Origin of the sequence: Streptomyces sp. NPDC017202 (genome assembly GCF_044331705.1) — a bacterium.
Taxonomy (GTDB): domain Bacteria; phylum Actinomycetota; class Actinomycetes; order Streptomycetales; family Streptomycetaceae; genus Streptomyces.
The window spans coordinates 18372-43482 of record NZ_JBIRNP010000035.1 but is presented as its reverse complement, the minus strand read 5'-3'; the positions used below and the strand labels follow the sequence as shown (position 1 = coordinate 43482).

The 25111-nt window shown below is 70.4% G+C and carries 20 protein-coding genes; 5 read left to right on the top strand and 15 right to left on the bottom strand.

What is annotated here, in order from left to right; translation table 11 throughout:
* The first annotated feature begins 15 nt into the window (after positions 1 to 15).
* Entirely contained in the window at positions 16 to 7953 is a 7938-nt protein-coding gene (locus tag ACH4N1_RS34055) for a hypothetical protein (RefSeq protein WP_398104249.1), read from the top strand.
* 108 nt (positions 7954 to 8061) lie between these two features.
* Here ACH4N1_RS34055 and ACH4N1_RS34050 read toward each other — a convergent pair whose 3' ends face one another.
* Together ACH4N1_RS34050 and ACH4N1_RS34045 are read right to left on the bottom strand one after the other, a co-directional pair.
* Entirely contained in the window at positions 8062 to 8292 is a 231-nt protein-coding gene (locus tag ACH4N1_RS34050) for a hypothetical protein (RefSeq protein ID WP_398104247.1), read from the bottom strand.
* Positions 8289 to 8537: a hypothetical protein gene (locus ACH4N1_RS34045; protein ID WP_398104245.1), complete on the bottom strand. Its 249-nt coding sequence runs from the start codon at positions 8535 to 8537 to the stop codon at positions 8289 to 8291. The genes ACH4N1_RS34050 and ACH4N1_RS34045 overlap by 4 nt, the downstream gene beginning before the upstream one ends.
* A gap of 220 nt (positions 8538 to 8757) precedes the next feature.
* Between ACH4N1_RS34045 and ACH4N1_RS34040 the strand changes: the two genes are divergently transcribed.
* The 4 genes from ACH4N1_RS34040 to ACH4N1_RS34025 all read left to right on the top strand — a co-directional run bounded on the left by ACH4N1_RS34040 (position 8758) and on the right by ACH4N1_RS34025 (position 11387).
* Positions 8758 to 9609, top strand: coding sequence for a helix-turn-helix domain-containing protein (locus tag ACH4N1_RS34040; RefSeq protein WP_398104243.1), 852 nt, complete (start codon positions 8758 to 8760; stop codon positions 9607 to 9609).
* Positions 9582 to 9794, top strand: coding sequence for a DUF397 domain-containing protein (locus tag ACH4N1_RS34035; protein ID WP_398104241.1), 213 nt, complete (start codon positions 9582 to 9584; stop codon positions 9792 to 9794). The genes ACH4N1_RS34040 and ACH4N1_RS34035 overlap by 28 nt, the downstream gene beginning before the upstream one ends.
* Before the next feature lie 7 nt (positions 9795 to 9801).
* A complete protein-coding gene (locus tag ACH4N1_RS34030; protein ID WP_398104239.1) occupies positions 9802 to 10380 on the top strand; it encodes an AAA family ATPase in 579 nt (192 codons plus the stop codon).
* A gap of 80 nt (positions 10381 to 10460) precedes the next feature.
* On the top strand, positions 10461 to 11387 hold the full coding sequence (locus tag ACH4N1_RS34025) for a MerR family transcriptional regulator (protein ID WP_398104237.1): 927 nt from the start codon (positions 10461 to 10463) through the stop codon (positions 11385 to 11387).
* Between the two features lie 18 nt (positions 11388 to 11405).
* Here ACH4N1_RS34025 and ACH4N1_RS34020 read toward each other — a convergent pair whose 3' ends face one another.
* The 13 genes from ACH4N1_RS34020 to ACH4N1_RS33960 form a co-directional block, all read right to left on the bottom strand.
* Positions 11406 to 12164: a hypothetical protein gene (locus ACH4N1_RS34020; RefSeq protein WP_398104235.1), complete on the bottom strand. Its 759-nt coding sequence runs from the start codon at positions 12162 to 12164 to the stop codon at positions 11406 to 11408.
* A gap of 116 nt (positions 12165 to 12280) precedes the next feature.
* Complete coding sequence (locus ACH4N1_RS34015; protein ID WP_398104233.1) at positions 12281 to 12631, bottom strand: hypothetical protein; 351 nt, start codon at positions 12629 to 12631, stop codon at positions 12281 to 12283.
* A 101-nt stretch (positions 12632 to 12732) separates the two neighbouring features.
* A complete protein-coding gene (locus ACH4N1_RS34010) occupies positions 12733 to 13185 on the bottom strand; it encodes a hypothetical protein (RefSeq protein ID WP_398104231.1) in 453 nt (150 codons plus the stop codon).
* Complete coding sequence (locus ACH4N1_RS34005) at positions 13182 to 13976, bottom strand: hypothetical protein (RefSeq protein WP_398104229.1); 795 nt, start codon at positions 13974 to 13976, stop codon at positions 13182 to 13184. Before ACH4N1_RS34005 ends, ACH4N1_RS34010 begins: the two co-directional genes overlap by 4 nt.
* Positions 13977 to 13978: 2 nt before the next feature.
* The gene (locus tag ACH4N1_RS34000; RefSeq protein WP_398104227.1) at positions 13979 to 14374 is read right to left on the bottom strand and encodes a hypothetical protein; all 396 of its coding nucleotides are present in this window, start codon (positions 14372 to 14374) and stop codon (positions 13979 to 13981) included.
* 48 nt (positions 14375 to 14422) lie between these two features.
* Positions 14423 to 14842 (bottom strand): hypothetical protein, encoded by a 420-nt coding sequence (locus tag ACH4N1_RS33995; RefSeq protein WP_398104225.1) that lies wholly within the window; start codon positions 14840 to 14842, stop codon positions 14423 to 14425.
* Positions 14843 to 14863: 21 nt separating this feature from the next.
* Positions 14864 to 15214 (bottom strand): hypothetical protein, encoded by a 351-nt coding sequence (locus tag ACH4N1_RS33990; protein ID WP_398104223.1) that lies wholly within the window; start codon positions 15212 to 15214, stop codon positions 14864 to 14866.
* Positions 15215 to 15222: 8 nt separating this feature from the next.
* Positions 15223 to 19983 (bottom strand): putative T7SS-secreted protein, encoded by a 4761-nt coding sequence (locus tag ACH4N1_RS33985; RefSeq protein WP_398104221.1) that lies wholly within the window; start codon positions 19981 to 19983, stop codon positions 15223 to 15225.
* 2 nt (positions 19984 to 19985) lie between these two features.
* On the bottom strand, positions 19986 to 20642 hold the full coding sequence (locus ACH4N1_RS33980) for a hypothetical protein (RefSeq protein WP_398104219.1): 657 nt from the start codon (positions 20640 to 20642) through the stop codon (positions 19986 to 19988).
* Positions 20639 to 21091: a hypothetical protein gene (locus ACH4N1_RS33975; RefSeq protein ID WP_398104217.1), complete on the bottom strand. Its 453-nt coding sequence runs from the start codon at positions 21089 to 21091 to the stop codon at positions 20639 to 20641. Before ACH4N1_RS33975 ends, ACH4N1_RS33980 begins: the two co-directional genes overlap by 4 nt.
* 99 nt (positions 21092 to 21190) lie before the next feature.
* Positions 21191 to 21625, bottom strand: a complete 435-nt coding sequence (locus tag ACH4N1_RS33970; protein ID WP_398104215.1) for a hypothetical protein — start codon at positions 21623 to 21625, stop codon at positions 21191 to 21193.
* Between the two features lie 718 nt (positions 21626 to 22343).
* Entirely contained in the window at positions 22344 to 24569 is a 2226-nt protein-coding gene (katG, locus tag ACH4N1_RS33965; RefSeq protein ID WP_398104213.1) for a catalase/peroxidase HPI, read from the bottom strand.
* 85 nt (positions 24570 to 24654) lie between these two features.
* A complete protein-coding gene (locus tag ACH4N1_RS33960) occupies positions 24655 to 25095 on the bottom strand; it encodes a Fur family transcriptional regulator (protein ID WP_398104211.1) in 441 nt (146 codons plus the stop codon).
* Positions 25096 to 25111: the final 16 nt, after the last annotated feature.

Here is a 25111-nt window from a genome sequence, read left to right as displayed (position 1 = left end):
CCGGCGAGCCGTGTGATGAACACGAACGGGGCGGGCCAGGCGGACCACGTCATGGCGGCCTCGCCGGAGCGTATGCGGCACCGGATCTACCGCGACGTCGTCGTGGAGATGGCCCGGGTCCTGGCGCAGCAGGCCGCCAACGGCGACGAGGGCGCGGTCCCGAAGGACGTCACCCACCTGTTCGACACCTACCTCATGGACGTGGCCACGATCGCGGTCACCAACGACCACCGCGGTCGGGCCCTCCTGGAGCCCGTCAACACCGCCAAGGTCTACAACGCCTACAAGCAACTGCTGCGCGACCAGCTGGCGGACACCCCCGCGCTTCAGGCACTCCTGCCCCCCGACAAGGGATGGCGCGGCGTCGCGGGGAACTTCACGCGACTCGCCACCAGCATCGCGGCCAACAACGCCGGCGACAGCATCCAGCGGCCCGCCCCGACCGGCGAAGCCCGCCCCCGCCTCCCGCAGAGCACTGCTCAGCAGTCCGAGGACGCCCAGAAGGAGGTTCCGCTCTCCGCCCGGCCGCTGCCGCAGGGCGCCCGGGACACCCGCCCGCGGTTCGTGGTGCGCTCCGGCTTCGACGCCCGCCGCTTCACGCACGCCGGTGATCCCGTCACCGACCTCACGGTGCGGGTCGCGCTACGCGGCACGGATGAACAGCAGGCGTACGTACGCGAACAACTGGACCTGGGCGTCGAGGAGTTGCTTAACGATCCGGCCTACCGTCTGCCGAACGGTGACCGTCTGCACGTGACGGTGGAGCACGTCGACCCGGCCGATTCGCCGCACCTGACGGTGGACTTGGCGGGCCGGGACCGGGCGATGGATCAGAACACGTGGTGGGCGGACGCCGCCCCGGTGCAGCTGGTGCACGAGCTGACCCACCAGCTCGGCCTGCGCGACGAGTACCGCGACGCCGACGCCCCGCACCGCCCCCACATCCTCGGCAGCCTGCTCGGCGACCTGGACGCGGACCCGGAGGACTCCTCCCTCGCCGCGGCCGGTCTGCGTGACCGCCACCTCGCCCTACTGGGTGCGCTCATCGGGGACGTGACCCCGGCGCCGGAAGAGGTCGGTCTCAACTTCGCGGAGGCCCGCAGCGCAGCCGTCCCGGACACGCGTGAAGCGGTGTGGGTGGACCCGATGTCCCTGCCCCGGCCGGCGGACGACACGGCAGGCGCCGAGGTCCCGGCGCACATGCCGCAGGCCACGGATACGCCGGCGGAGCCGGTGCTGCGGTCGTTCCGGATGGGGAACTACGAGTTCACGAACCTCAACCAGACGGACCGGTACGTCGACAAGGCGATGCGGATCGTCGAGCTGCTGGACGAGCACGGCACGATCAGGGATTACGTCGGTGGTCGTCCGGTGCGTATCACGCTGCGTCTGCGGACGACGGAGGCTCCTGCTGATGTGATCGACCGTGGCGAGGACGGCGTCGACATCAACCTGGCCAGCTACTACTTCGAGAAGTACGACACCGGTTACGTCATGGGCATGCTCGCCCACGAGATCGGTCTGCATCCTCTGGCTTCGCGGAACGGTCGTATCGCGGAGGAAGAGGATCTGTTCGCGGGGATGCCGTTGATGGTTCCGGGGCTGGAGTCGTTGAGCGAGCCGCGTTTCATGAACACGATCGGTTCGGGGCAGGCCGACCACATCATGGCGGCGTTCCCGCAGTCGATCCGCCATGCCCTGTATCGGGACGTGGTCGTGGAGATGGCAGGCGTGCTGGAGCAGCGCGCGCGGGTCGGTGTGGAGGGTGCCAAGGCCAAGGACGTCACGGACCTGTTCGACACCTACCTCATGGACCTGGCATCGATCGCGGTCACGAACGACCACCGAGCCCGAGCGATCACGGACCCGGGCTACACGGCGAGGTCCTACAACGCGTACAAGGAGCAGTTGGCGGCGCATCTGCCTGCGGACAGTCGTCTTCGTGCCCTGCTGCCGGCCGACAAGGGCCGGTGGGGCGTACTGGGTGACTTCGCCCAGCTCGCCACCAGTGTGGGGACCAACAACCGCGGCGACAGTATCCAGCGACCCGCCCCGACCGGCGAGGCCCGCCCCCGGCTCCCGCAGGAGACCACCGGTGACCAGCAAGCCGAAGGGAACGTGAACCAGCAGGCCCTGCCGCTGCCGAACGGCGCGCGGGACACCCGCCCGCGGTTCGTGGTGCGCTCCGGCTTCGACGCCCGCCGCTTCACGTATGCCGGTGATCCCGTCACCGATCTCACGGTGCGGGTCGCGCTGCGCGGCACGGCGGAGCAGGGCGCGCGGGTGCGCGAGCGGCTCGACGCGGGCGTGGTCCAGTTCCTGAACGATCCCGGTTACCGTCTGCCCAGCGGGGATCGCCTGCACGTGACGGTGGAATACGTCGACCCGTCCGATTCACCGCACCTGACGGTGGACTTGGCGGGCCGGGACCGGGCGATGGACCAGACCACGTGGTGGACCGATGCCGCCCCGGTGCAGCTGGTGCACGAGCTGACCCACCAGCTCGGTCTGCGCGACGAGTACCGCGACGCCGACGCCCCGCACCGCCCGCACGTCCCCGGCAGCCTGCTGGGCGACCTGGACGCCGACCCCGAGGACTCCTCCCTCGCTGCCGCCGGTCTGCGCGACCGCCACCTCGCCCTGCTCGGCGCACTGGTCGGCGATCTCGATGCGCAGGGAAGCGCGCAGGACGGCGACCAAGGCTGGGAGAGCGTGCGGTCCGCCGCGACACCGATCACCCGGGAATCGCTCTGGGTGGACCCGGTGTCCCTGCCCGGGTCGGCCGACGACTCCGACGGTACGGCCGACACAGGAGTCCCCGCTCGGATGGTGCAGGGGCAGGGTCTGCTCCCGTTCGGGTCGGGCAATTTCACGTTCACCAACCTGAACTTTGACAATGAGGCGTACCTGAGCAAGGCGGTTCGTGTCATTCAGGCGTTGGACAGTCATGCGGTGATCAGGGACTACGTCCGTGGTCGTCCGGTGCGGATCACGTTGCATGTGCGGACGACGGAGACGCCGGCGGATGTGATCGATCTGGACGTGGCGCGTCAGGATGCCGCGATGCGTGCTCTGGAGGCCGCGGCCGACTCGGGCGATGCTCAGGCGGCTCAGGCGGCTCAGGCAGAGCTGGTGGATGCTCTGGCGGACCGGCCTGCGGCAGAGATGCGCGGGGTCGAGATCAACCTGGCGAGCTACTACTTTGAGAAGTACGACGTCGGTTACGTGATGGGCATGCTGGCGCACGAGATCGGTCTGCATCCGCTGGCGTCGGCGCAGGACGGTCTGGGCAGGGACGAGGCCGACAGTGCGGGGAGGCCGCAGCCGGTGCCGGGGCTGCCGGAGAACCGTGTGATGAACACGAACGGGGCGGGCCAGGCGGACCACATCATGGCGGCCTCGCCGGATCGTGTGCGGCACCGGATCTACCGCGACGTGGTGGTGGAGATGGCGCGGGTCCTGGCGCAGCAGGCTGCCAACCGCCAGGAGGGCGCGGCCCCGAAGGACGTCACAGACCTGTTCGACACGTATTTGATGGACGTGGCGACGATCGCGGTGACCAATGACCACCGCGGTCGGGCCGTCCTGGAGCCCGTCAACACGGCCAGGGTCTACAACGCCTACAAGCAGCTGCTCCGCGACCAGCTGGCGGACACTCCCGCGCTTCAGGCCCTCCTGCCCCCCGACAAGGGATGGCGCGGCGTCGCGGGGAACTTCACGCGACTCGCCACCAGCATCGCGGCCAACAACGCCGGCGACAGCATCCAGCGGCCCGCCCCGACCGGCGAAGCCCGCCCCCGCCTCCCGCAGGCCGCCTCGGACCCCGCTTCCCACGGCGCGTTGGTGGATACGTCGGCGGAGCCGGTGCTGCGGTCGTTCCGGATGGGGAACTACGAGTTCACGAATCTCAACCAGACGGACCGGTACGTCGAGAAGGCGATGCGGATCGTCGAGCTGCTGGACGAGCACGCGACGATCAGGGATTACGTCGGTGGTCGTCCGGTGCGTATCACGCTGCGTCTGCGGACGACGGAGGCTCCTGCTGATGTGATCGACCGTGGCGAGGACGGCGTCGACATCAATCTCGCGAGTTATTACTTCGAGAAGTACGACACCGGTTACGTCATGGGCATGCTCGCCCACGAGATCGGTCTGCATCCTCTGGCTTCGCGGAACGGTCGTATCGCGGAGGAGGAGGATCTGTTCGCGGGGATGCCGTTGATGGTTCCGGGGCTGGAGTCGTTGAGCGAGCCGCGTTTCATGAACACGATCGGTTCGGGTCAGGCGGACCACATCATGGCGGCGTTCCCGCAGTCGATCCGCCATGCCTTGTACCGGGACGTGGTCGTGGAGATGGCGGGCGTGCTGGAGCAGCGCGCGCGGGTCGGTGTGGAGGGTGCCAAGGCCAAGGACGTCACGGACCTGTTCGACACCTACCTCATGGACCTCGCGTCGATCGCGGTCACGAACGACCACCGGGCGCGGGCGGTCACGGATCCGGGTTACACGGCGAGGTCGTACAACGCCTACAAGGCACAACTGGACGCGCATCTGCCGCAGGACAGCCGCCTGCGTGCCCTGCTGCCGGCCGACAAGGGCCGGTGGGGTGTGCTGGGTGACTTCGCGCAGCTCGCCGCGAGTGTGGGGACGAACAACCGCGGCGACAGCATTCAGCGGCCCGCCTCGACCGGCGAGGCCCACCCCCGGCTCCCGCAGGAGAACACCGGTGACCAGCAGGCCGAAGGGAACGTGAACCAGCAGGCCCTGCCGCTGCCGAACGGCGCGCGGGACACCCGCCCCCGGTTCGTGGTGCGCTCCGGCTTCGACGCCCGCCGGTTCACGCACGCCGGTGATCCCGTCACCGACCTCACGGTGCGCGTCGCGCTGCGCGGCACGGAGGAACAGCAGGCGTACGTACGCGAACAACTGGTGCTGGGAGTCGAGGAGTTCCTCAACGATCCGGCCTACCGTCTGCCGAACGGTGACCGTCTGCACGTGACGGTGGAGCACGTCGACCCGTCCGATTCACCGCATCTGACGGTTGATCTGGCGGGCCGGGACCGGGCGATGGACCAGAACACGTGGTGGACCGATGCCGCCCCGGTGCAGCTGGTGCACGAGCTGACCCATCAGCTCGGCCTGCGCGACGAGTACCGGGACGCCGATTCCCCGCACCGCCCCCACATCCTCGGCAGCCTGCTGGGTGACCTGGACGCGGACCCGGAGGACTCCTCCCTCGCCGCCGCCGGTCTGCGCGACCGGCACCTGGCCCTGCTCGGCGCACTCGTCGGGGACGTGACCCCAGCGCCCGAGCAGGACGCTCAGGCCGGCCGGAGCTTCGAGGAAGCCCGGAGCGAGGCCGTCCCCGACACGCGTGAGGCGGTGTGGGTGGACCCGGTCTCCCTGCCCCGGACCGTCGACGACGACACCACCGGTGTCGATGTTCCCGCCCGGATGCGACAGGAGGGGACCCTGCTGCCGTTCGGGTCGGGCAACTTCGTGTTCACCAACCTGAACCACCAGGACAGAACGTTCGAGAACAAGGCGATCCGCATCATCGAACTGCTTCAGGCCCACCCGATGATCCGGGCGTACGTGAACGACCGTCCGTGCCGTATCACCCTGAAGTGGCGCGTGAAGGACGCGCCGGCCGACGTGATCGACCGCGGTGCGGACGGCGTCGACATCAACCTGGCCAGCTATTACTTCGAGGGGTACGGAATCGGTCACATCATGGGGATGCTGGCCCATGAGATCGGTCTTCATCCGCTCGCTGAAGAGGACGGAGGGATCGAGGACCAGGAGCGGAACATGCGGACATCGCGGTTCCTGGTACCGGGGACGGAAACGACCGCGGCTCCGATCTACATGACACCCGAGACGGCGGGGCAGAGAGATCACGTCTTTGCCGCCTCCCCCGGCACCCACCGGTACGACATCTACCGGGAAGTCGTCGCGACGATGGCCGACCGGTTGGCCGTGGCCGCGGCTGACGCGGGGGACGAAACCACGGACCAGGACGTCACGGACCTGATCGACTGCTATCTCATGGACCTGGCGTCCATCGCGGTCACGAACGACCACCGGGCGAGAGCCATCAGGCAACCCGGCAACACCGCTGTGGCCTACAACGGCTACAAGCAATCGTTCGCCGAGTACATGGTCGACCGCCCCGCCCATGCCCACGTGCTGCGAGCCGTGAAGGACACCGACGGTGTCAAGCGGGACTTCGCCACCCTCGCCAATCGCCTGGTGTTCTCCAACCGTGGCCGCAGCATCCAGCGGCCCGCCCCGGCCGGCGAGGCCCGTCCCCGGCTCCCGCAGGAGACCACCGGCGACCAGAGCGAGCGTGTTCTCCCGCCCGCCACATCCGCGCCCCGCGGCGCGCGGGACAGTCGTCCCCGGTTTGTGGTGCGGTCGGGCTTCGACGTCCGTCGGTTCACGCACAACGGTGACCCGGTCACCGACCTGACCGTGCGCGTGGCGATGCGGGGCGCGGACGGTCAGAGCGCGCACGTCTTCGGGCAGTTGAGCGCGGGTGTCGAGGAGTTCCTGAACGACCGCGGGTACCGCCTGCCGAACGGTGACCGTCTGCACGTGACGGTGGAGCACGTCAACCCCGCGGACTCCCCGCACCTGACGGTTGATCTGGCGGGCCGGGACCGGGCGATGGACCAGAACACCTGGTGGACCGATGCCGCCCCGGTGCAGCTGGTGCACGAGCTGACCCACCAGCTCGGCCTGCGCGACGAGTACCGCGATGCCGACGCCCCGCACCGCCCCCACATCCTCGGCAGCCTGCTCGGTGACCTGGACGCGGACCCGGAGGACTCCTCCCTCGCCGCCGCCGGCCTCCGGGACCGCCACCTCGCCCTGCTCGGCGCACTCGTCGGGGACGTGACCCCGGCGCCCGAGCAGGACGCTGAGGCGGACCGGAGCTTCGAGGAGGCCCGCAGTGCGGCCGTTGCGGACACGCGTGAGGCCGTGTGGGTGGACCCGGTGTCCCTGCCCGCCCCGGCCGAGGGGCAGCGCGACCCAGGCCCTGTTCCCGCCTCCGCCCCCGCCACGGGCGTCGACCCGGATGCCGGGGGTGCCGTGGCCGGCGAGGTGTCGCCCCGGATGCTCGTACCGTTCAAGTCGGGGAACTTCGAGTTCACCAACCTGAAGCACACGCAGGAGGTGTACCGCGACAGGGCGGTCCGCATCATCGAGCTGCTGCGTCAGCACGACACCATCCGCGAGTACATAGGCGACCGGCCGTGCCGCATCACCCTGCACGTGCGCACCACGGAGACGCCCGCCGACGTGATCGACCGCGGCGAGGACGGCGTCGACATCAACCTGGCCAGCTACTACTTCGAGAAGTACGACATCGGTTACGTGATGGGCATGCTCGCCCACGAGATCGGCCTGCACCCGCTGGCCTCCCGGAACACGGGCCTTCCGGACGAGGAGGCGATGTTCGAGGACTTCCCCCTGCCGGTGCCGGGACTGGAAGGCGTGAACCCGCCCCGCACCATGAGCACGGCGGGCGCCGGCCAGGCCGACCACATCATGGCCGCCTACCAGAGCAGCACCAGGCACCGGATCTACCGCGAGATCGTCCTGGAGATGGCCGGGACGCTCGCGCGGCACGCCCGGGACGGCGAGGAGAACGCGAAGCCCAAGGACGTCACCGACCTCTTCGACTGCTATCTGATGGACCTCGCCTCCATCGCCGTCACCAACGACCACCGGCTGGGCGCGGCCATGGAGCCCGGTTACACGGCGAAGGTCTACAACGCCTACAAGAAGACGCTCCACGACCTGCTCGCGGCGGACCCCGCTCTTCAGGCCCTGCTGCCGTCGGACAAGGGCATGCTGGGCGTGATGAACGACTTCCGGCGCATCGGCACTTCCATCTCCGTGAACAACCGCGGCGACAGCATCCAGCGGGACGGGACGGCGACCTGACGCGCGGAGCCCCGGGGTTCCGCGCGTCCCCCGGCCGGCTCGGCACCACGGCGACCACAGCCGGGCCCGGCACCGGCTGGATCTCCCCTCCGGCACCGGGCCGTGCCGTCACCAGGCTTGTCCGCTCCGGGCGTTCGCCTCGGCGACGAGGGCGCTCAGCAGTTCGTCCTGGGTGAGTGCCCGCAGCCGCCCGGGATCAGCGTCCCACTCGCGACCACCGCCGAGCGGGCGGACCTGGACGTACGGGCCCTCGTGCCCCGTCACGCGCCCGACGCGGTCGCGGACGGTGTCACGGACGGCCTCGCCGACGGCCGGGAGCCCCTCGGGAACCTCCGTCACCTGCCGACGCCCCTCATGATCACGTCCGCGAGCATCAGGGCGACGGGGGCCGAGCACACCCCGAGGTGGACGAGCGCGTACTGTGCCTCGGCCCTGCGGTCGTCCACCCACGGCGTACGGATGTCCATCGCGGGGAGCTGGATGCCGGCCTGCGAGAGGGCGTCGGCGAGCGCGTCCCGGGCTTCGAGGGCCTCGGAGGTCCTGGGGGCGGGGGAGTGGTGGGGAGACGGGCGGGTCTGGTCCATGGGTGTCCTCGTGGGTGTGGGTGTGGGTGTCCGTACGGGGGTGGTTCCGCTGATTCGGCGACCCGACCGTGCCGACTGGATTACTCTGCGTGGTCCGGCCGTTACGAGAATGCGGCCGGGTGGGGGCGGCCGAGGTGTGGACGGGGTGGCTCTTCTCCGCCACACGGAGCTGGTTCCACAGGTTCCACATCGGTCGCACGAACGTCCCGGAGGGAGCGGTATGTCGCAGCGACGCGTCGTCACCGGCCGCAGCCAGGAACCCCGTCAGCGGTTCGCCGAGGAACTGCGGACGCTACGGGCGGGGAGCGGGACGAGTCTGCGCGCGCTCGGTGAACGGCTCGGCTGGGACTGGTCGTTGTTCGGCAAGATGGAGAAGGGCGAGACGCTCGGCAGCCCGGAGGTCGTCCAGGCCCTCGACACGCACTACGGCACGCCGGGACTGCTGCTCGCACTCTGGGAGTTGGCGGCCGGGGACCACACGCAGTTCCGCGAGCGGTACCGGCGCTACATGGCGCTGGAGGCGAAGGCGGTGAGCCTGTGGCACTTCGCGGTGAGCGTGCTGCCGGGCCTGCTCCAGACGCCGGGGTACGCGCGGGAGGTGCTGGCGGCGGGCGGTCTCAAGGGCAAGGAACTGGAGCAGCAGGTCGAGGCGAGGATGGGGCGGCGGGAGGTGCTGGAGGGGGAGGACGCGCCCCGGTTCCGGACGATCCTCTCCGAGGCGGTCCTGCGGACGGCGTTGCTGGACACCTCCGAGTGGCAGGGGCAGTTGGAGCACCTTGCCGAGGTGGCGGAGCGCCGCAACATCGCCGTTCAGGTGCTGCCCTTCAGTGCCGGCCCCTACGGACTCGACAGCACCGACGTGTGGTTCCTGCGCCTGCCGCAGCAACGCACGGTGGCCTACACGGAGAACGCGCACCGGGGTGACCTGATCGAGGACGATGCGGCGGTCGAGAAGCTGCAAGCCGCTTACGATGCAGTCCGTGACCTGGCACTGACCCGGGCCGAGTCGCTGAATTTCATCCGGCGCCTGTTGGAGGAAGTACCGTGCGATCCATCGACCTTGGCAACGTGACGTGGCGCAAGAGTTCCTACAGCAACTCGGACGGCGGAGCATGCCTCGAGGTCTCCCCCGACTTCGCCACCGCCGCCGTCCCGATACGGGACAGCAAGGTCCCGCACGGCCCGGTGCTGGTGTTCCCGGCCGCCGGCTGGGCCTCCTTCGTCTCGGCCGTCAAGGACGGGCGGCTGAGCGGGTGAACGCGTCATGACCTCACCCACGCTGGCCGTGGTGAGCGGGGGCCCCGGCACGGGGAAGACCACGCTGGCCCACGCCCTCGCACGGGAGCTGGGCTGTCCCGCGATCGTCCGGGACGAGATCAAGCAGGGGCTGGTCATGTCCACCCCCGGCTACCGGGGCGGCGGTGACGACCCGCTCAACCGCCCCGCGTTGGAGGCGTTCTTCGGCGTGCTGGAGGTGATGCTCCGGGCCGGGGTGACGACCGTGGCCGAGGCCGCCTACCAGGACCGGCTGTGGCGGCCGCACCTGGAACCCCTCATGGACCTCGCCCGGATCCGCGTCGTCCGCTGCGTCACGCCCGCCGCGATCGCGCACGAGCGCATCGTCCGGCGCGTCGAGGAGGACGCCCACCGGGCCGCCCACGGCGACCGCGACCTGCTCGACAGGATCGCGGCGGGCGAGCACCCGCTGGAGTCCTTCGTGCCGATCTCCCTCGACGTCCCCACCCTGACGGTGGACACCTCCGCCGGTTGCGTCCCGAGTGTCCCGGACATCGCCGCGTTCGTACGGGCGGCCGTACCGGACGGAACCGACGGCCCCGACTGAGCCGTGTGCGGACACGTCCTCGGCCGTCCGCGGCGGACGCCCTTGAGTCTCCCGCCACGGGAGACACCAGGATGAGGCGCATGAACGACGCGACGCTCTTCCCGATCGGGGAGGTGGCCCGGCGGACAGGTCTGTCGGTGAAGACGATCCGCTTCTACTCCGACTCGGGGGTGGTGCCGCTCGCCGGCCGCAGCCCCGCCGGCTACCGGCTCTACGACCTCGACGCACTGCTCCGTCTGGACCTCGTACGCACGCTGCGGGAGCTGGGCTTGGGCCTCGCGGCCATCCGGCGGGTGCTGGACCGCAAGGTCTCGGTGGCGGAAGTCGCGGCGGTCCACGCCGATGCCGTGGACCTCCAGATCCAGACGTTGCGCCTGCGTCGCAGCGTCCTGCGAGCCGTGGCCGACCACGGTTCCGGTCCCGAGGAGGCCGCTCTCATGCACAAGCTCACCCGGCTGACCACAGCCGAACGCCGACGTCTGATCGACGAGTTCATCGTCACCACTTTCGGTGCGGAGCACGCCCGGCACGGTCTGGCGGCCATGGTGCGCGTGGCCGCTCCCCACCTCCCCGACGACCCCTCGCCCGCGCAGGTCCGCGCGTGGGCGGAGCTCCACGAACTCATCGGTGACGAGGACTTCCGCGACCGCATGCGCAGGGCGGCCGAGCGCCAGGCAGACCCGGCCGGATCCGGTATCGACGACGGGTTGCCGGAGCCCGTGCGCGAGCGGATCACCGTGGCGAAGCAAGCGGGCATCGACCCGGCAGGCCCTGAAGCCGGACCGGTCGTCGAGAGCGCCGTCCGGCTGTTCGCGCAGGCGTACCCGCACGTCCCGGACGCGGAGGTGACGGCCCGGTTGACCGAACGACTCGAGGCGGCCGGCGATCCGCTCGTGGAGCGGTACTGGCGACTGGTGTGGGTCGTCAACGGCTGGCAGGTCGTACCCGGCCTGCTCCCGGACGCCTCCTGGCTGCTCCAGGCGTTGCGCGAGAACCACACTCCATGACCGGGCACAGCTACGAGGTCACGGGCTCCCGTAGTCCTCCATGAGGTCGCCGATGAGGGAGAGCAGGGCGTCGGTCCGGTGCCGGTCCTCGCGTTGGTCGTGCAGGGCTCGGTGGACCTTTCGGAGCCGGGTCAGGGCGGCCGCGTTCCGGTCCTTCACCTCGTAGAGCAGGGGAGCGGTGACGAGGTCCAGGCATGCGGTGAACAGCAGCCGGGTGGCGGGGGTCGGTGGGGTGGGGTCGGGGGCGGCGAAGCCGGTGGTGAGGTGGCGGGCGGGGTCGGTGAGGCTCCAGCCGACGACGGTGTCGTGCTGGACGAGGAGTGCGACGTCGGGGGCGATGCCGATGCGGGCGTCCAGTGGTTCGTCGAGGACGTCGAGGTCGCGCAGGCAGGTGAGCACGGTGTCTCCGGGGGCGCGGCAGAGCTCCGTGGTCACCTCGAGGTGGAAGTCCCGGGCCTCGTCCGCGCGAAGGCCGCCGGGGCGGACGGCGGGCGTGAGCGGAACACGGGCCGAGTCCTCGGCATCGGCGCCCTCATAGGCGATCTGGAACTCGGCTCCGACCAGTTCCCGGCTCGCCCGGTCGAACCCGAGCTCGTCGGGTGTGTCCCACAGCCACGGCTGACTGCCGAAGGTGTCCAGAAGGAACCGCCCGCGTTCCTCGACGTTCGCGTACGGCGCGACGCGCACAAGGAAGTCCCGGAAGTCGAGACGCGGGCTGATGTCCAGCGGACCGCTTGTCACCTCCGCGGTCCAGTCGCCGTCGACGATGATCCTCATGGTGACTTCTCCCGCGGCCGGGACGAGGCGGAGCCGCCGTCCGTGTCCAGCATCGTTCTCGACTCCCGCGATTCTCGGTGTTCCGGTTCGGTGACCACGGGGACTCATGGTGCTTTCTACGAGAACAGGAGGCGGTCGTGTACGGACAGGCGGGGCGTCACCCGGATCTCCACCGTCCCCGTGCACTCACCCATGTCGAAGTCGATGGAAACGTGTCGGCTCGATCGCCCTGAGGTGAAGGAAAGACGCGTCGCGCTCTCGCGGAAGACGTCCAGCACCTCGATTCCCCGATCGTCCACCCAGCGAATCCTCACCGACCTCGCCGGCCCGTCGTAGGAGAGCACGAGACACTGACCGGAATCATCCCGCAGGGTGAGAACCCGCGCACCGCTCTCGTCGGAGGAGGGCCACTCGCCGATGGCCTCGTGGACCTCTTCGTCGTCGGGGGTGACGAACTCTCGGTACATGTCAGCCTCTCCCCGCTCGGCAACCGGTGGCCAGGACTGCTGTGAGTTCCGTCGATCGCCCGGCCAAGGCTCCTCGCCGCGGCGGTCGGCTCGGGCACACCCTACTTTTCCCGGCGGACGTCGAACGCGTACACCACCACCCAGTAGTCGTATTCCTCGACCGAAGCGGCACACAGGTGGCGGCCGTCGACCGAAACCGCGACGAACTCCGGTGAGCCTGCCGCTGCGGAAACGCGGGAAGGGAGGTTCTCGCCGGCCGGGTCCCTGACACGGATCCAGCCGACCTCGCTCCCTCCCGGCATGGGCGGGAGGACGAGGAACTCGCCGTTCTGCGTGTGCAGTGAAGCTCGTGCGGCGTGGTGATGCCACGCCTGGTCCAGTTCGTCGGCGGCGTGCGGGGCGGTGGCGGGGATCGCGGCGACCGGCTCGACCTCGAATCCGTTGACCGCGTGGAGGGCGGCGATCGCGGGTGGGCCACCTTGCGCCGCCCCTCCCGTCACCTCGAGGCCGCAGCGCTCGAGCAGCCGTACGGCGGCTTCTCGGTCGGTCGTCACCACTTCCCGTAGTCCTCGACGTAGGTGGCGATCAGTTCGAGCAGGGCGTCGGCCCGGTGCCGGTCCTCGCGCTGCTCGCGCAGGGCCTTGTCGGCGGCCTGGAGGCGGGCCAGTGCCGCCGGTTCGCCGTCCACCAGGTCGTCGACCACCGGCGTGGTGATCAGGTCCAGGCATTCGGTGAACAGGCGGTGGGTGGTGGGGGAGGGCGGGTCGGGGTCGGGGTCGGCGTACGTCGTGGTCAGATGGCGGGCGGGGTCGGTGAGGCTCCAGCCGACGACGGCGCCGCGCTGGACGAGGAGTGCGACGTCGGGGGCGATGCCGATGCGGGCGTCCAGCGGTTCGTCGAGGACGCCGAGGTCACGCAGACAGGTCAGCACGGTGTCCCCGGGGGCGCGGCACAGCACCGTGCACCTCTCGTGGCGGAAGTCCCGGACCTCATCGGCGCGGAGCCCGCCCGCGCGCACCGCGGGCGTGAGGGGAAGGCGGGCGACCTCCTCGGCGGAGGCTGATTCCTCCGGCCAGTGGAATTCCGCCCCGACCAGTTCGCGGCCCGTCTTGTCGAACCGGAGCACGTCAGGTGCGTCCCACAGCCACTCCTGGCTGCCGAAGGTGTCCGCGAGGAACCGCACACGCTCCGCCGCATCCACGTAGCGCGCAACGTCCACGGAGGCGCTGCCGGTGAAGCGGGGGGAGATGTGCAGCGGGCTGTCCGTCACCGTTGCGCGCCAGTCGCCGTCAAAGGCCAGTCGCACGGTCGTCGCCGTCCCCCGCCCGGTCGAGGCTCCGCTCACGCTCACCCCTCCAGTAGATCACTGACGGAGTCCTGCAACTGAGGAGGAAGGCCGGTGAGGGTGATCTCGCGCAGTGGAGAAAGAGCGTCGAGGCCGACGTGCCCGGTGGAGGCGAGCTCGACGAGGGCGTGCAACTCGGCTTCCAGGGCGGCACTCGCCTCTTCGGAGACGGCAGTCGCCGCCAGCAGTGTCGCCAGGGCCGATGCCTGGGCGGGTGTGTAAGCGCCCAGGTGGTCGGTCACTTCGTCGGCTGCGCGCTCGCGTACGTGCGGATCGCCTTCCAGGAGCATGCGGGCGATTTCGATGAATTCACGGGACTTCAATGCGGAACGCCCGTCGTCATGGGCACGGAAGCCGAAATCGGGCCGGCCATCGGTGAAGGTCAGTCGCACCGTCATGGCCGGCTCGTCCGATCAGCGCCGACGTGCACTCGGGCCGAGACGCTTTCACCGTCCGGTCCGGTCGGCTTCTCGGCGACGAAACGCCGCCCAGACCGCGGTTACGGCTGTCTGGAGTCCGGCGTCGTCGAGATCGCCGGGTTCTGCGAGGTCGGGGTCGACCGAGTAGTCCTCGAGGATCATGAACACCTGGTCGAGGAGATCACCGAGGGCCCCCTGGATCCTTTCCCCGTTCGCCTGGGAAGCACGCCGGGCCTTCCACCAGCCGTGCGCGAAGTCCGGTGCGTCGCACGTCCCGTCGGTGAATGCGTCCAGCAACGCCAGTTGCCGTGCTGCCGCACTCGCCGAGGCGACGTCATCAAAGCGTGACCAGGCCTTGATGCGATGCGGGTGAGCGGCGGTCACGGACGCCGTCGCCGCATCGATCTGTGCGTCCCCGGGTGCTGGGGCCGACGATTTCTCATTCACCACAGAAACCCTTAGTGCTGTCTACTGGAACAGGAGGCGGTCGTGTACCGAGAAGTGGGGAGCCACCTGAATCACCATCGTCCCCGCGCACTCGCCCGTGTGGAAATCAATCGAAATATGCTTGGTCGATTGCTCCGACGTGACAGAAAGGCGTGTAGCGCCTTCACGGAAAGAATCCAACATCTCGATTCCCTGATCGTTCACCCAGCGGATCCTCACCGACCTCGCCAGAGCATCGTAGGAGAAAGCAATGGATTGGCCGTAAGTATCCTCCAGGGTGAGAACCCGCGTGCCGTTCTCGTCCGAATCCGGCCATTCGCCGATGGCCTCGTAAACCTCTTCGTCGTCCGGGGTGAGGAACTCTCGGTACACGTTCACCTTCATTTTCCGGTGTACGGCGGCCAGTGGTCCAGGCTGCCGTGAATGCTGACATTGGGGCCGCTGCCGCGGAAGATGACTGTGGAAAGTCTATGCCCGCCGTCCGGCAGAATCTGCCATGTGCTCTCCACGCCAAGGGCTCCGTGGGGGCCGTGGAGGACGGATTCGGTCACACCGAATTCTCCGCTTCCGCCAGGCCACTCCTTGGTGAATGTGCGCCCGAACGGCTGTTGGGACGCCTGTGACAGATGATCGGTGACGTACCGTCGCATCTCCGGAGTGTCCGGTATGCCGATCCGGTGGAGTTGCAGTTCGTTCTGGAGCGCCCTCGGCGAGTTGTGCGAGTCCGGTTTGATGTCCTTGTTGAACAGGTAGTCGAGCTTCCGGGAATCGATCTCCGCGTTTCCTCCCTTGTCCTGATAGGGAGAAAGGCCCAAAGGGTCCGCCCAGGTGTGCGGATTATGGACGTATGCGGCCGGGTTGGGTGCGGGAGCGAGGCCGAGCGGATCCGGGGTGAGATAACGAGCTGTGGCGGGGTCGTAGTGCCGGAAGAGGTTGTAGTGGAGGCCGGTCTCCGGGTCGTAGTACTGGCCGGGAAAACGGAGAGGCGTGTAGGTGGTGCTGCTTCGGTTCCAGGCGGTGTTGCCCCAGAGGGTGGACCGGGCGCGCCAGGCGACGTTCCCGTCCTCGGCGACCAGTTCGGTCGGGGTGCCGACGAGGTCCGTGACGATGGCGAAGAAGCGGCGGTCGATCTCCCGCTGCCCCGCCTCGCCGGCGATGATGCGTTCGGTCTGGGCGGCAGGAGCCGAGCCGCGGTGGTCCCAGGTGAGTGCGACGATGTTCGGCAGGTCGTGGGAGGCAGTCGTCTGTTCGCACAGGACCATGCCGTCCCAGGTGAACCGGGTTTCCTCCAGGACGGTCTCACCGTCGTCCGAGAGGCGCTGCTTGGCGATGCGGCGGCCCAGCGGGTCGTAACGGTACTTCCAGAGGGTGCCGTCCGGAGTGACGACCGAGGTGAGGCGGCTCTCGCCGTCCCATGCGTAGCGCCAGGTCTGCGGTTTGCGGGACAGCCGGGTCCGCTGCTTGAGGATCACACGCCCCAGGCGGTCATGTTCGAAGCGGCTGTCGCCGGCACGGGTGATCGTGGTGCCGGTGTACGTGCGAGGGCCGGTTGTCCCGTGACTCGGATGCGTGGAGGGCCAGGAGGCTTCGGTCTGGTTGCCGGCCAGGTCGTAGGCGTAGCGCTCCGTCCATCCGTGGGCGTTGACGGTGGTGACACGGCCGGCATCGTCGAGCTCGAACGACCGGGTGCCGGAAAGCTGATCGGTCACAGAGGTGAGGTGACCGTCGGCACGGTAGGTGTACGTACGGCTGCTCAGGGCCTGTTCACCGGCTGTGAGGTACTGGGCGGTGAGCTTGCCGACTTCGTCCCGGACGGATGACAGGGTCATCGTGTCGCCGTAGGAGCGCGACACTTCACGGTCTGCGGCGTCATGGGTGAAGCCGATCTGACGGCCGCTCGCGGTCATCAGATCGAGCCGGCCGGCGTCGTCGTAGGTATACGTCGTGACATGGCCGGTCGGAGTCACGCGTCGAGTCCGGCGACCGAGTGCATCGTGCACGTAGGTGATGGCGCGGCCGTCGACGAGTTCGGTCTTGAGCAGGCCACGTCGGTCGTACTGGCGGATCAGGTCGCCGTCCGGGCCGGATGCCTGCAAGAGACGTCCCGACGCGTCATAGGCGTAGGTAGTGGTCCTGCCTCCGGCTTCCTTCCTGATCATTCGGCCGAGTTGGTCGTGTTCCAGCTTGAGAACGCCGCCGAGAGCGTCGGTCCGGGACGTCAGTTGCCCTGCGGCGTCGAGGTGGTAACTGAGGGTTCGGCCGTCGAAGTCGGTTTCCGACACGAGGCGGTTCGCCGCGTCGTACGCGTATGTCCAGCAGAGTCCCTGGGGGTTGATGACCCGAGTGAGACGCAGGTTGGCGTCGTGCTTGAACTCGTACCGTGAGCCGTCCGGCTGGACGCGGGTGGAGAGGAGGTCGAAGTGGGTGTACTCGAAGCGGGAGACGCCACCGGACGCGTCGGTGTGGGTGAGGCAGTTGCCCTCGCCGTCGTAGGTCCACGACTCCGTGGCGCCGTCGGGGCCGGTGCGCCGGGCGAGCTGCCCGTCCGCGTGCCACTCCAGGAGGGTGACGCCGCCCGTCGGATCGGTGACCCGGACCGGCCTGCCGAGGCCGTCCCGCTCCGTGCGGGTGACGGCGCCGCCGGGAGCGGTCACCTCCACGGGCAGCCCGGCCGCGTCGCACACCACACGTGTCGTGGCCCCGAGGGCGTCGGTGACGGAGGTGAGCCGGCCGGCGTCGTCGTAGGTGTAGCGGGTGGTGGAGCCGGCCTGGTCGGTGACCGAGGTGCGGTTGCCGCGTTCGTCGTACGCGTGGACCATGCGGGTGCCGTCCGGCGCGACGACCTCCACCGGCAGGCCGAACGGGCCTCGCACGGTGCGCAGTTCGCTTCCGTCGGGGCGGGTGGCGGAGACGACCCGGCCGGCGTCGTCGTAGGCGAGGACGGTGGTGTGGCCCAGCGGGTCCGTGCGGCTCAGGACGTTGCCGCGGGCGTCGTGGCGGAACCGGGTCGTGTGGCCGAGGGGGTCCGTGGTGGCGATCACCCGGGAGTGCCGGTCGACGAGGTGGCGGGTCGCGTGGCCGTCGGCCGTGGTGAGGGTGGTGGTGCGGTGGCCGGTTTCGGGGTCGGGTTCGGTGTAGGCCAGGGTGATCTGGACGTGGCCGGCCTCGCCGCCCTCGGCCACGACGCGGTCGTGGTCGTCGTAGAGGTAGTCGTAGCGGCTGCCGCCTGAGTCGATCCAGGCGATGACGCGGTGGCGGTCGTCGTAGAGGAAGGTGGTCGTCGCGCCCGACGGCTTGGTGACGGTGGTGAGGTCGCCGTCCTGGTAGCCGTACGACATCAGGGGCAGGTCCGTGCCGTCCTCGCCCGCGCCCGCCAGGGACAGGGCGGTGACCAGGCCGTCGGCGGTGGTCAGGTCCACCCGGTGGCCCGCCGAGTGGACCAGGGCCAGCGGCAGGCCGTCCTCGCCGCGGTCGACGGCGACCGTGTGGCCGTTGCGTTCGGTGACGGTCGACAGCCAGGCGGTGCCGTCGTCGCCCGGTTCGGTGCCGGGCGGGGCGGTGAAGCGGAAGACCAGGCCGCTGTCGGGGTCGGTGAGCGTGTAGTCGCCGTCGGGCTCGCGGGCCAGCAGGGTGCGCGTCCTGCCCGACTCCGGTGTGGTGGGGACGCCGGGGACCGGGTGCGGGTACGGGATCAGGAGCCCGTCGGCGGTGACGTGCAGGACGCCGACGGCGTCGACCTGGAGGCGCTCGTCGACGGTGGACGTCCAGGCGGGTCCCAGGAAGCGGCCGGCCGTGCAGCCGGACTCGGTGCGGCGGGTGAACACCAGCGGCAGGATGCCGGGGATCTCCAGGTCGGTCTGCGGCAGGAACATCCGGCCCGAGGCGAGGTCGACGGGGTCGGTGCCGTCCGTGGTGCGCTCGCCGTCGGGCCGGTTGTGGGTGCCGTCCGGGGCGTCGTCGACCAGCCTGCGCACCCGCGCGGCGTCGGCGGCGTCCTCGGCGATGCGGATGCCCTTCACCGCGGCGCCGCCGCCACCGGTGGCCGCGGTCAGCGCCAGGTCCGGGATGAGCCGGCCGAAGCCCTCGGCCGGGTCCTTCATGAAGTCGCCGATCATCTGCTTGCCGGTGCCGACGGGGTCGTTGGCGGCGACCACCAGACCCGCGGCCAGACTGTTCAGGGACGTGGCGTACTCGGCCGGGTGCGTGATGTTGTACGGGTCCGTCGGGTTCACGCTGCGCACGAAGTTGAGCAGCCCGGCCGTGCCCTTGATGATGCCGCCGCCGACGTGGTCGCCCATGATCTGCAGTTCCTGCAGCCCGTCGCCCAACTGCTCGGCGTACGACGGCTTCTTCGGGGCCATGTCGCGGGCGGCGCGCACCGCCGCGCGGGCGGTCTCCGCCGCCGAGTTCCGCTGCGTGCGGGCCTCGGCGAGGATGTCCTGGGCCTCCTTCATCAGCTTCTTGCCGGGGTCGTCGAACGTCGACGCGGGCTTGGGCGGCAGCGAGGCCGGGTCGCGCTTGTCCGCCGGCTGGGCGTTGAGGCGGTCGACGGCGCTGTTGTAGTCGTCGACCTTCTTGCGGTGGGCGTCGGCGGCGTCCTTCGAGGCCTTGACGCCCTCCTTCCACTTGTCGATCGCCGTCTGCGCCTGCCCCTGCGCCCAGGTGACGGTGTCGGCGAACGCCTCCAGCGCGCCGGCCGCCTTCTCGACGGCGTCGGCGGCGTCGTACCACTTGGGCGGCTGGGTGCTCACCGCGGTGCGCAGCGCGTCGGCCGTCTCACCCTTGAGCCGGGCCGGGTCCATGCCCTTGAGGCCGTCGCCGGTGCCGTCGAAGGCCTTCTGGAAGGCGCGGAGTTTCGTGGCGGTGGCGGTGATCTTGCCGGGGCTGCCGTAGACCAGCTTGGTCTTGTCCTCGGTCTGCCCGAGGTCCATCTCGTCGACCTCGGCGCCCAGCCGGTTGGCCACCGATCGGGACTGCTCGCGCACCCAGTCCGCGCCGGACTCCCAGCCGACGTCGTCCAGCCGGTCGGCGGTCCAGTTGCCCGCGTCCTCGACCCGGTTGCCCACCCACTCGACGCCGTCCTCGACCACGTCCTCGACCGAGTCGGGCGTGATGTCGCTGATGAAGTCGCCGATACCCATGGTCAGTTCCCCCCGGCCTCACCCTGCTGCTGTTCCTGCCGGGCGCGTTCCTCCGGCGACGGGCCGAAGGTGTCGTCCAGCGCCTGGTTCCACTGGTCGTCGGAGATGCCGAGCGCGTCGTTGAGCATCTCCGACTGCTGACCGCCCCGGCCCTCGGTGAGGACGGTGCGGCCGGTGTCCTTCCAGGTCTGCCCCATCTCGTCGCCGGCCTTGTCCCACGACTCGGCACTCCAGTCCGGGTCCAGGTAGTCCGGCGTAAAGATGTCGCCCCAGTCCTGCTGGGCGATCTCCTCCTCACTGGCGTGCGGGTTGCCGCCGAACAGGGAGTTGGCGCCCACCTTGAGCGTGCCCGCCACGTACTGGTCGTGCTCCCACAGGGTGCCCGCCGCCAGCCCGAGACGGTTCGCGAGCTCGCCGGCGTCGTGCACCAGCGCGCGCACCCCCCACTCCCAGCGCTCGCAGAAGTCCTCGAAGTCGACCGAGAGGCCGTGGTGTCCGGCCTCCATCCCGGTCATCGCCAGCTCCGAGAAGCCCTTGCCCATGATCGACCCGGTGGGGCCGCCGAGGTCGCCGAGCTGGTCGATCGTCGCGCCCACGCCCTGCGTGAACTTGGCGACGGACGCCTTGTCGAGATTCAGGTCCGTACCGTCACCGCTCACGACCGCGGCCCCCGTTCCGTCTCGGGCCCCGTCGCACGCCCCGTCGCACGTCCCGCCGCACCGGCGTCGACGGCGACCGCGTCCGGGACGATGCCGACGACCGGCGGGAAGAACATCGACCCGTCCTCGGTGGCGATGTCGACGGCGAGACCGGCGGGCTCGTCCAGGGCGGGCACGATCTCGTCGACGATGCGCGCGCCCAGCAGCGCCGCGTACTCCATGGGCCGGTCACCCGGCCCGTGCCGCAGCGCGAACCGGGCCAGCGCCGTCTCGTCGGTGAACCCGCAGATCCACCGCACCCCGCCCGAACGCACCGACCACAGACCGCCGTCGGCCACCGGCACCAGGAGCACCGAGCGCCGCATCTCGCCGACCAGGGCACGGGGGTCGTCACCCCCTCTTCTCCGCTCGGCGATCCGCTCGGCAAGTGCCGCCCCGGTCTGCTGCACGGTTCCTCCCTGGTCGTGGGTGACTGATGGCACCGTAGAACAGGACGCGCGGTATGACGGGGTCGGTTCTTGTGAAGGTGTCGAAGCCGCGGACACGCCCTAGCTCAGGCGGGCTCCCGCCGTGTTGAGCCGGGCGTACCAGGCGCGCATCCTGCCCGCGGCTCCCGCGTTCAGCAACTGGTCCACGGCGCCGGTGGAGTTCGTGGAGCCGGTGGAGCCGGCGGGCGCGGATGCCGGGGACCGCCGCAGGGCGGCGAGGTCCCGCTCCTGTTCGGCGCTCGGCGCGGGGGACAGGTCGGCGCCGCGTCCGACCAGGTCGTACCGCCGGCCCGCCACGTTCAGGCGGAGGGTCCCGAAGCGGGTGAGGCGTCCGCTCACCTCCGCGGGAGCGGTCCGGAAGACGATCCCCGACGCCCGGTCGTGCGCACGCAGTTCGGTGGGGGTCAGGACGAGCAGGACCGGCTCGCACAGTGCCCCCCGCCACAGACTGCGGCGCCAGTGGACGATCTCGGCGTGCTGTCGCTGCTCACTCACGCGGCACATCATGGCACGTACGTGATGCGGCGGACCGCCGGGCCGTGACGGTGCGCTTCACCGGTGCCCGCCTGCGCACCTGTCCGCCCGTCCGGCCACCTGTCCAGCCGTCCGTCCGCCCGTCGGCCCGTCCGGCCGCCGCCGGGGACCGGCCGGGACACCGGGCGGCACGCGGCCCCGCCGTCCGCTGTCGGGTCCGGACGGCCGGGCCGCGTGCCCGGGCGGGGCCGCAGTGGGGGCGGCCGCCTCCGCGGCCGCGCCGGCGACGTCGTCATGGGCCGGTGCCATTCTGATCAGCGCGCCGGACACGGTCGCCGAGATCGGTACCGGGCCGGTTCGAGGTCGGCCGCTCCGACCTGCGTGGCCCCGAGGGGCACAGGGCGGCGCCGGGTGGCCGGGTGGCGCCGAGCGGCACCGAGTGCGCCCGGCGCGGCACGGGCCCTGCCTGCCCTGCCTGCCCTGCCTGCTCGACGGGCCAGGCGTGGCTGGCGGGCCAGGCGTGCCAGGCGTGCCCGGCGTGCCAGGTGTGCCAGGCGTGCCCGGCGTGCCCGGCTTGCTCGACGGGCCAGGCGTGGCCGGCCCGCCGGGCCCACCGGGTTCCCCTCGCGTCGGCGGAGCGGGGCGGGGCCGGACGGTGTGCCGGCGGGGCCGGGGCCGCTGGCGGACGCGGACGGCCGGGCCGCCCCGAGGGGAGCGGCCCGGCCGGTGCGCGAGAAGGTCAGACCAGGTCGAAGCGGTCCAGGTCGGAGACCTTGACCCAGGCGTCGACGAAGTCCTTGACGAACTTCTCCTTCGCGTCGTCGCTCGCGTAGACCTCCGCCAGCGCGCGCAGCTCGGAGTTCGAGCCGAAGACGAGGTCGGCACGGGTGCCGGCCCACTTGACCTCGCCGGTGGCGGCGTCGCGGCCCTCGAAGGTGCTCTGGTCCTCGGAGGTCGACGTCCACGTCGTGCCCAGGTCGAGCAGGTTGACGAAGAAGTCGTTGGTCAGGGCGCCGGGCGTGGCGGTGAGGACGCCGAGCTGCGACTGCTGGTGGTTCGCGCCCAGCACGCGCAGGCCGCCGACGAGGACGGTCATCTCGGGGGCACTCAGGGTCAGCAGGTTGGCCTTGTCGAGCAGCAGGTACTCGGCCGGCAGGCGGTTGCCCTTGCCGACGTAGTTGCGGAACCCGTCGGCGGCCGGCTCCAGCGCGGCGAAGGACTCCGCGTCGGTGTGCTCCTCGGTCGCGTCCACCCGGCCCGGCGTGAACGGCACCTCGACCTCGACGCCGCCCTCCTTGGCGGCCCGCTCCACCGCGGCGGCGCCGCCCAGCACGATCAGGTCGGCCAGCGAGACCTGCTTGCCGTCGGTGCGGCCGGAGTTGAAGGACTCCTGGACACCCTCCAGGGTGCGCAGCACGAGCGCGAGCTGGTCGGGGTCGTTGGCCTCCCAGCCGCGCTGCGGCTCCAGGCGGATGCGCGCGCCGTTGGCGCCGCCGCGCTTGTCGCTGCCGCGGAACGTCGAGGCCGACGCCCAGGCGGTGGAGACCAGCTGCGAGACCGTCAGGCCCGAGGCGAGGATCTGCTCCTTCAGACCGGCGATGTCGGCGGCGTCGATCAGCTCGTACGTCCGCTCCGGCAGCGGGTCCTGCCACAGCAGGGTCTCCTCCGGGACCTCCGGGCCGAGGTACAGCGACTTCGGGCCCATGTCGCGGTGGGTCAGCTTGTACCAGGCGCGGGCGAAGGCGTCCGCGAACTGGTCGGGGTTCTCGTGGAAGCGGCGCGAGATCTGCTCGTAGACCGGGTCGAAGCGCAGCGCCAGGTCGGTGGTGAGCATGGTCGGCAGGTGCTTCTTCGACGCGTCGTGGGCGTCGGGGATGATGGCCTCGGCGTCCTTGGCCACCCACTGCTTGGCGCCGGCCGGGGACTCGGTCAGCTCGTACTCGAACTCGAACAGGTTCTTGAAGAAGCCGTTGCTCCACTGCGTCGGCGTGGCGGTCCAGGTGACCTCGAGGCCGGACGTGATGGTGTCGCCGCCCTTGCCGGTGCCGTAGGTGTTCTTCCAGCCGAGGCCCTGCTCCGCGAGGGAGGCGGCCTCGGGGTCGTCGCCGACGTGGTCGGCGGGGCCCGCGCCGTGGGTCTTGCCGAAGGTGTGGCCGCCGGCGATCAGCGCGACGGTCTCCTCGTCGTTCATGGCCATGCGGCGGAACGTCTCACGGATGTCGCGGGCCGCGGCCAGCGGGTCCGGGTTGCCGTTCGGGCCCTCGGGGTTGACGTAGATGAGGCCCATCTGGACGGCGCCGAGCGGGTTCTCCAGCTCGCGGTCACCGGTGTAGCGCCGGTCGTCGAGCCAGGTGGTCTCGGGACCCCAGTACACGTCCTCCTCGGGCTCCCAGACGTCCTCGCGGCCGCCGCCGAAGCCGAAGGTCTCGAAGCCCATCTGCTCCAGCGCCACGTTGCCGGTGAGGACCATCAGGTCGGCCCAGGAGAGGCTCTGGCCGTACTTCTTCTTGACCGGCCACAGCAGTCGGCGGGCCTTGTCGAGGTTGGCGTTGTCCGGCCAGCTGTTGAGCGGGGCGAAGCGCTGCTGGCCGGCGCCGGCGCCGCCGCGGCCGTCGCTGATGCGGTAGGTGCCGGCGCTGTGCCAGGCCATCCGGATCATCAGCGGGCCGTAGTTGCCGAAGTCGGCCGGCCACCAGTCCTGCGAGGTCGTCAGCACCTCGGCGATGTCCTGCTTCACGGCCGCGAGGTCGAGGTTCTTGAACGCCTCGGCGTAGTCGAACTCCTCACCGAGCGGGTTGGCCACGGCCGGGTTCTTGGCGAGGATCTTGACGTTGAGGCGTTCCGGCCACCACTGGCGGTTTCCGCCGCCCTGGGTCGGGTGCAGGGCGCGCCCGTGCGCGACGGGGCAGCCGCCGGCCTCCTCCGCCTTCGGTTCCGTGACGATCGCGTCGTGGTTCTCGGTCATTGGGGGGTTCCTTCCGAACTGCGTGGATCACGGGGCTTGGCTACCGCGTGGATCAGTGGATCGGGTGGATCGGTACATCGGTGGATCAGGGGGTCGACGGGGCCCTGGAGCAGTCGGGGCACAGGCCCCAGTAGATGACCTCGGCCTCGTCGACGGAGAAGCCGTGGCGGTCGGAGGCGGTCAGGCAGGGGGCGTGGCCGACCGCGCAGTCGACGTCGGCGATGGCACCGCAGGAGCGGCACACGAGGTGGTGGTGGTTGTCCCCGACGCGGCCCTCGAACCGGGCGGGGCTGCCCGGCGGCTCGAGACGGCGCAGGAGACCGGCCGCGGTGAGCGCGTGCAGCGCCTCGTACACGGCTTGCAGCGATATGTGGCCCACGCGGTCGCGGACGCCCGTGGCGATCGCCTCGACCCCGAGGTGGTCGCCCTCGCGCACGGTGTCGAGCAGCGCGACGCGGGCGGCCGTCACCCGCAGGCCGGCGCCGCGCAGCTCCTCCGCCGTGGACGGGACACCGGGTGTGGTCATGGACACCAACCTACCC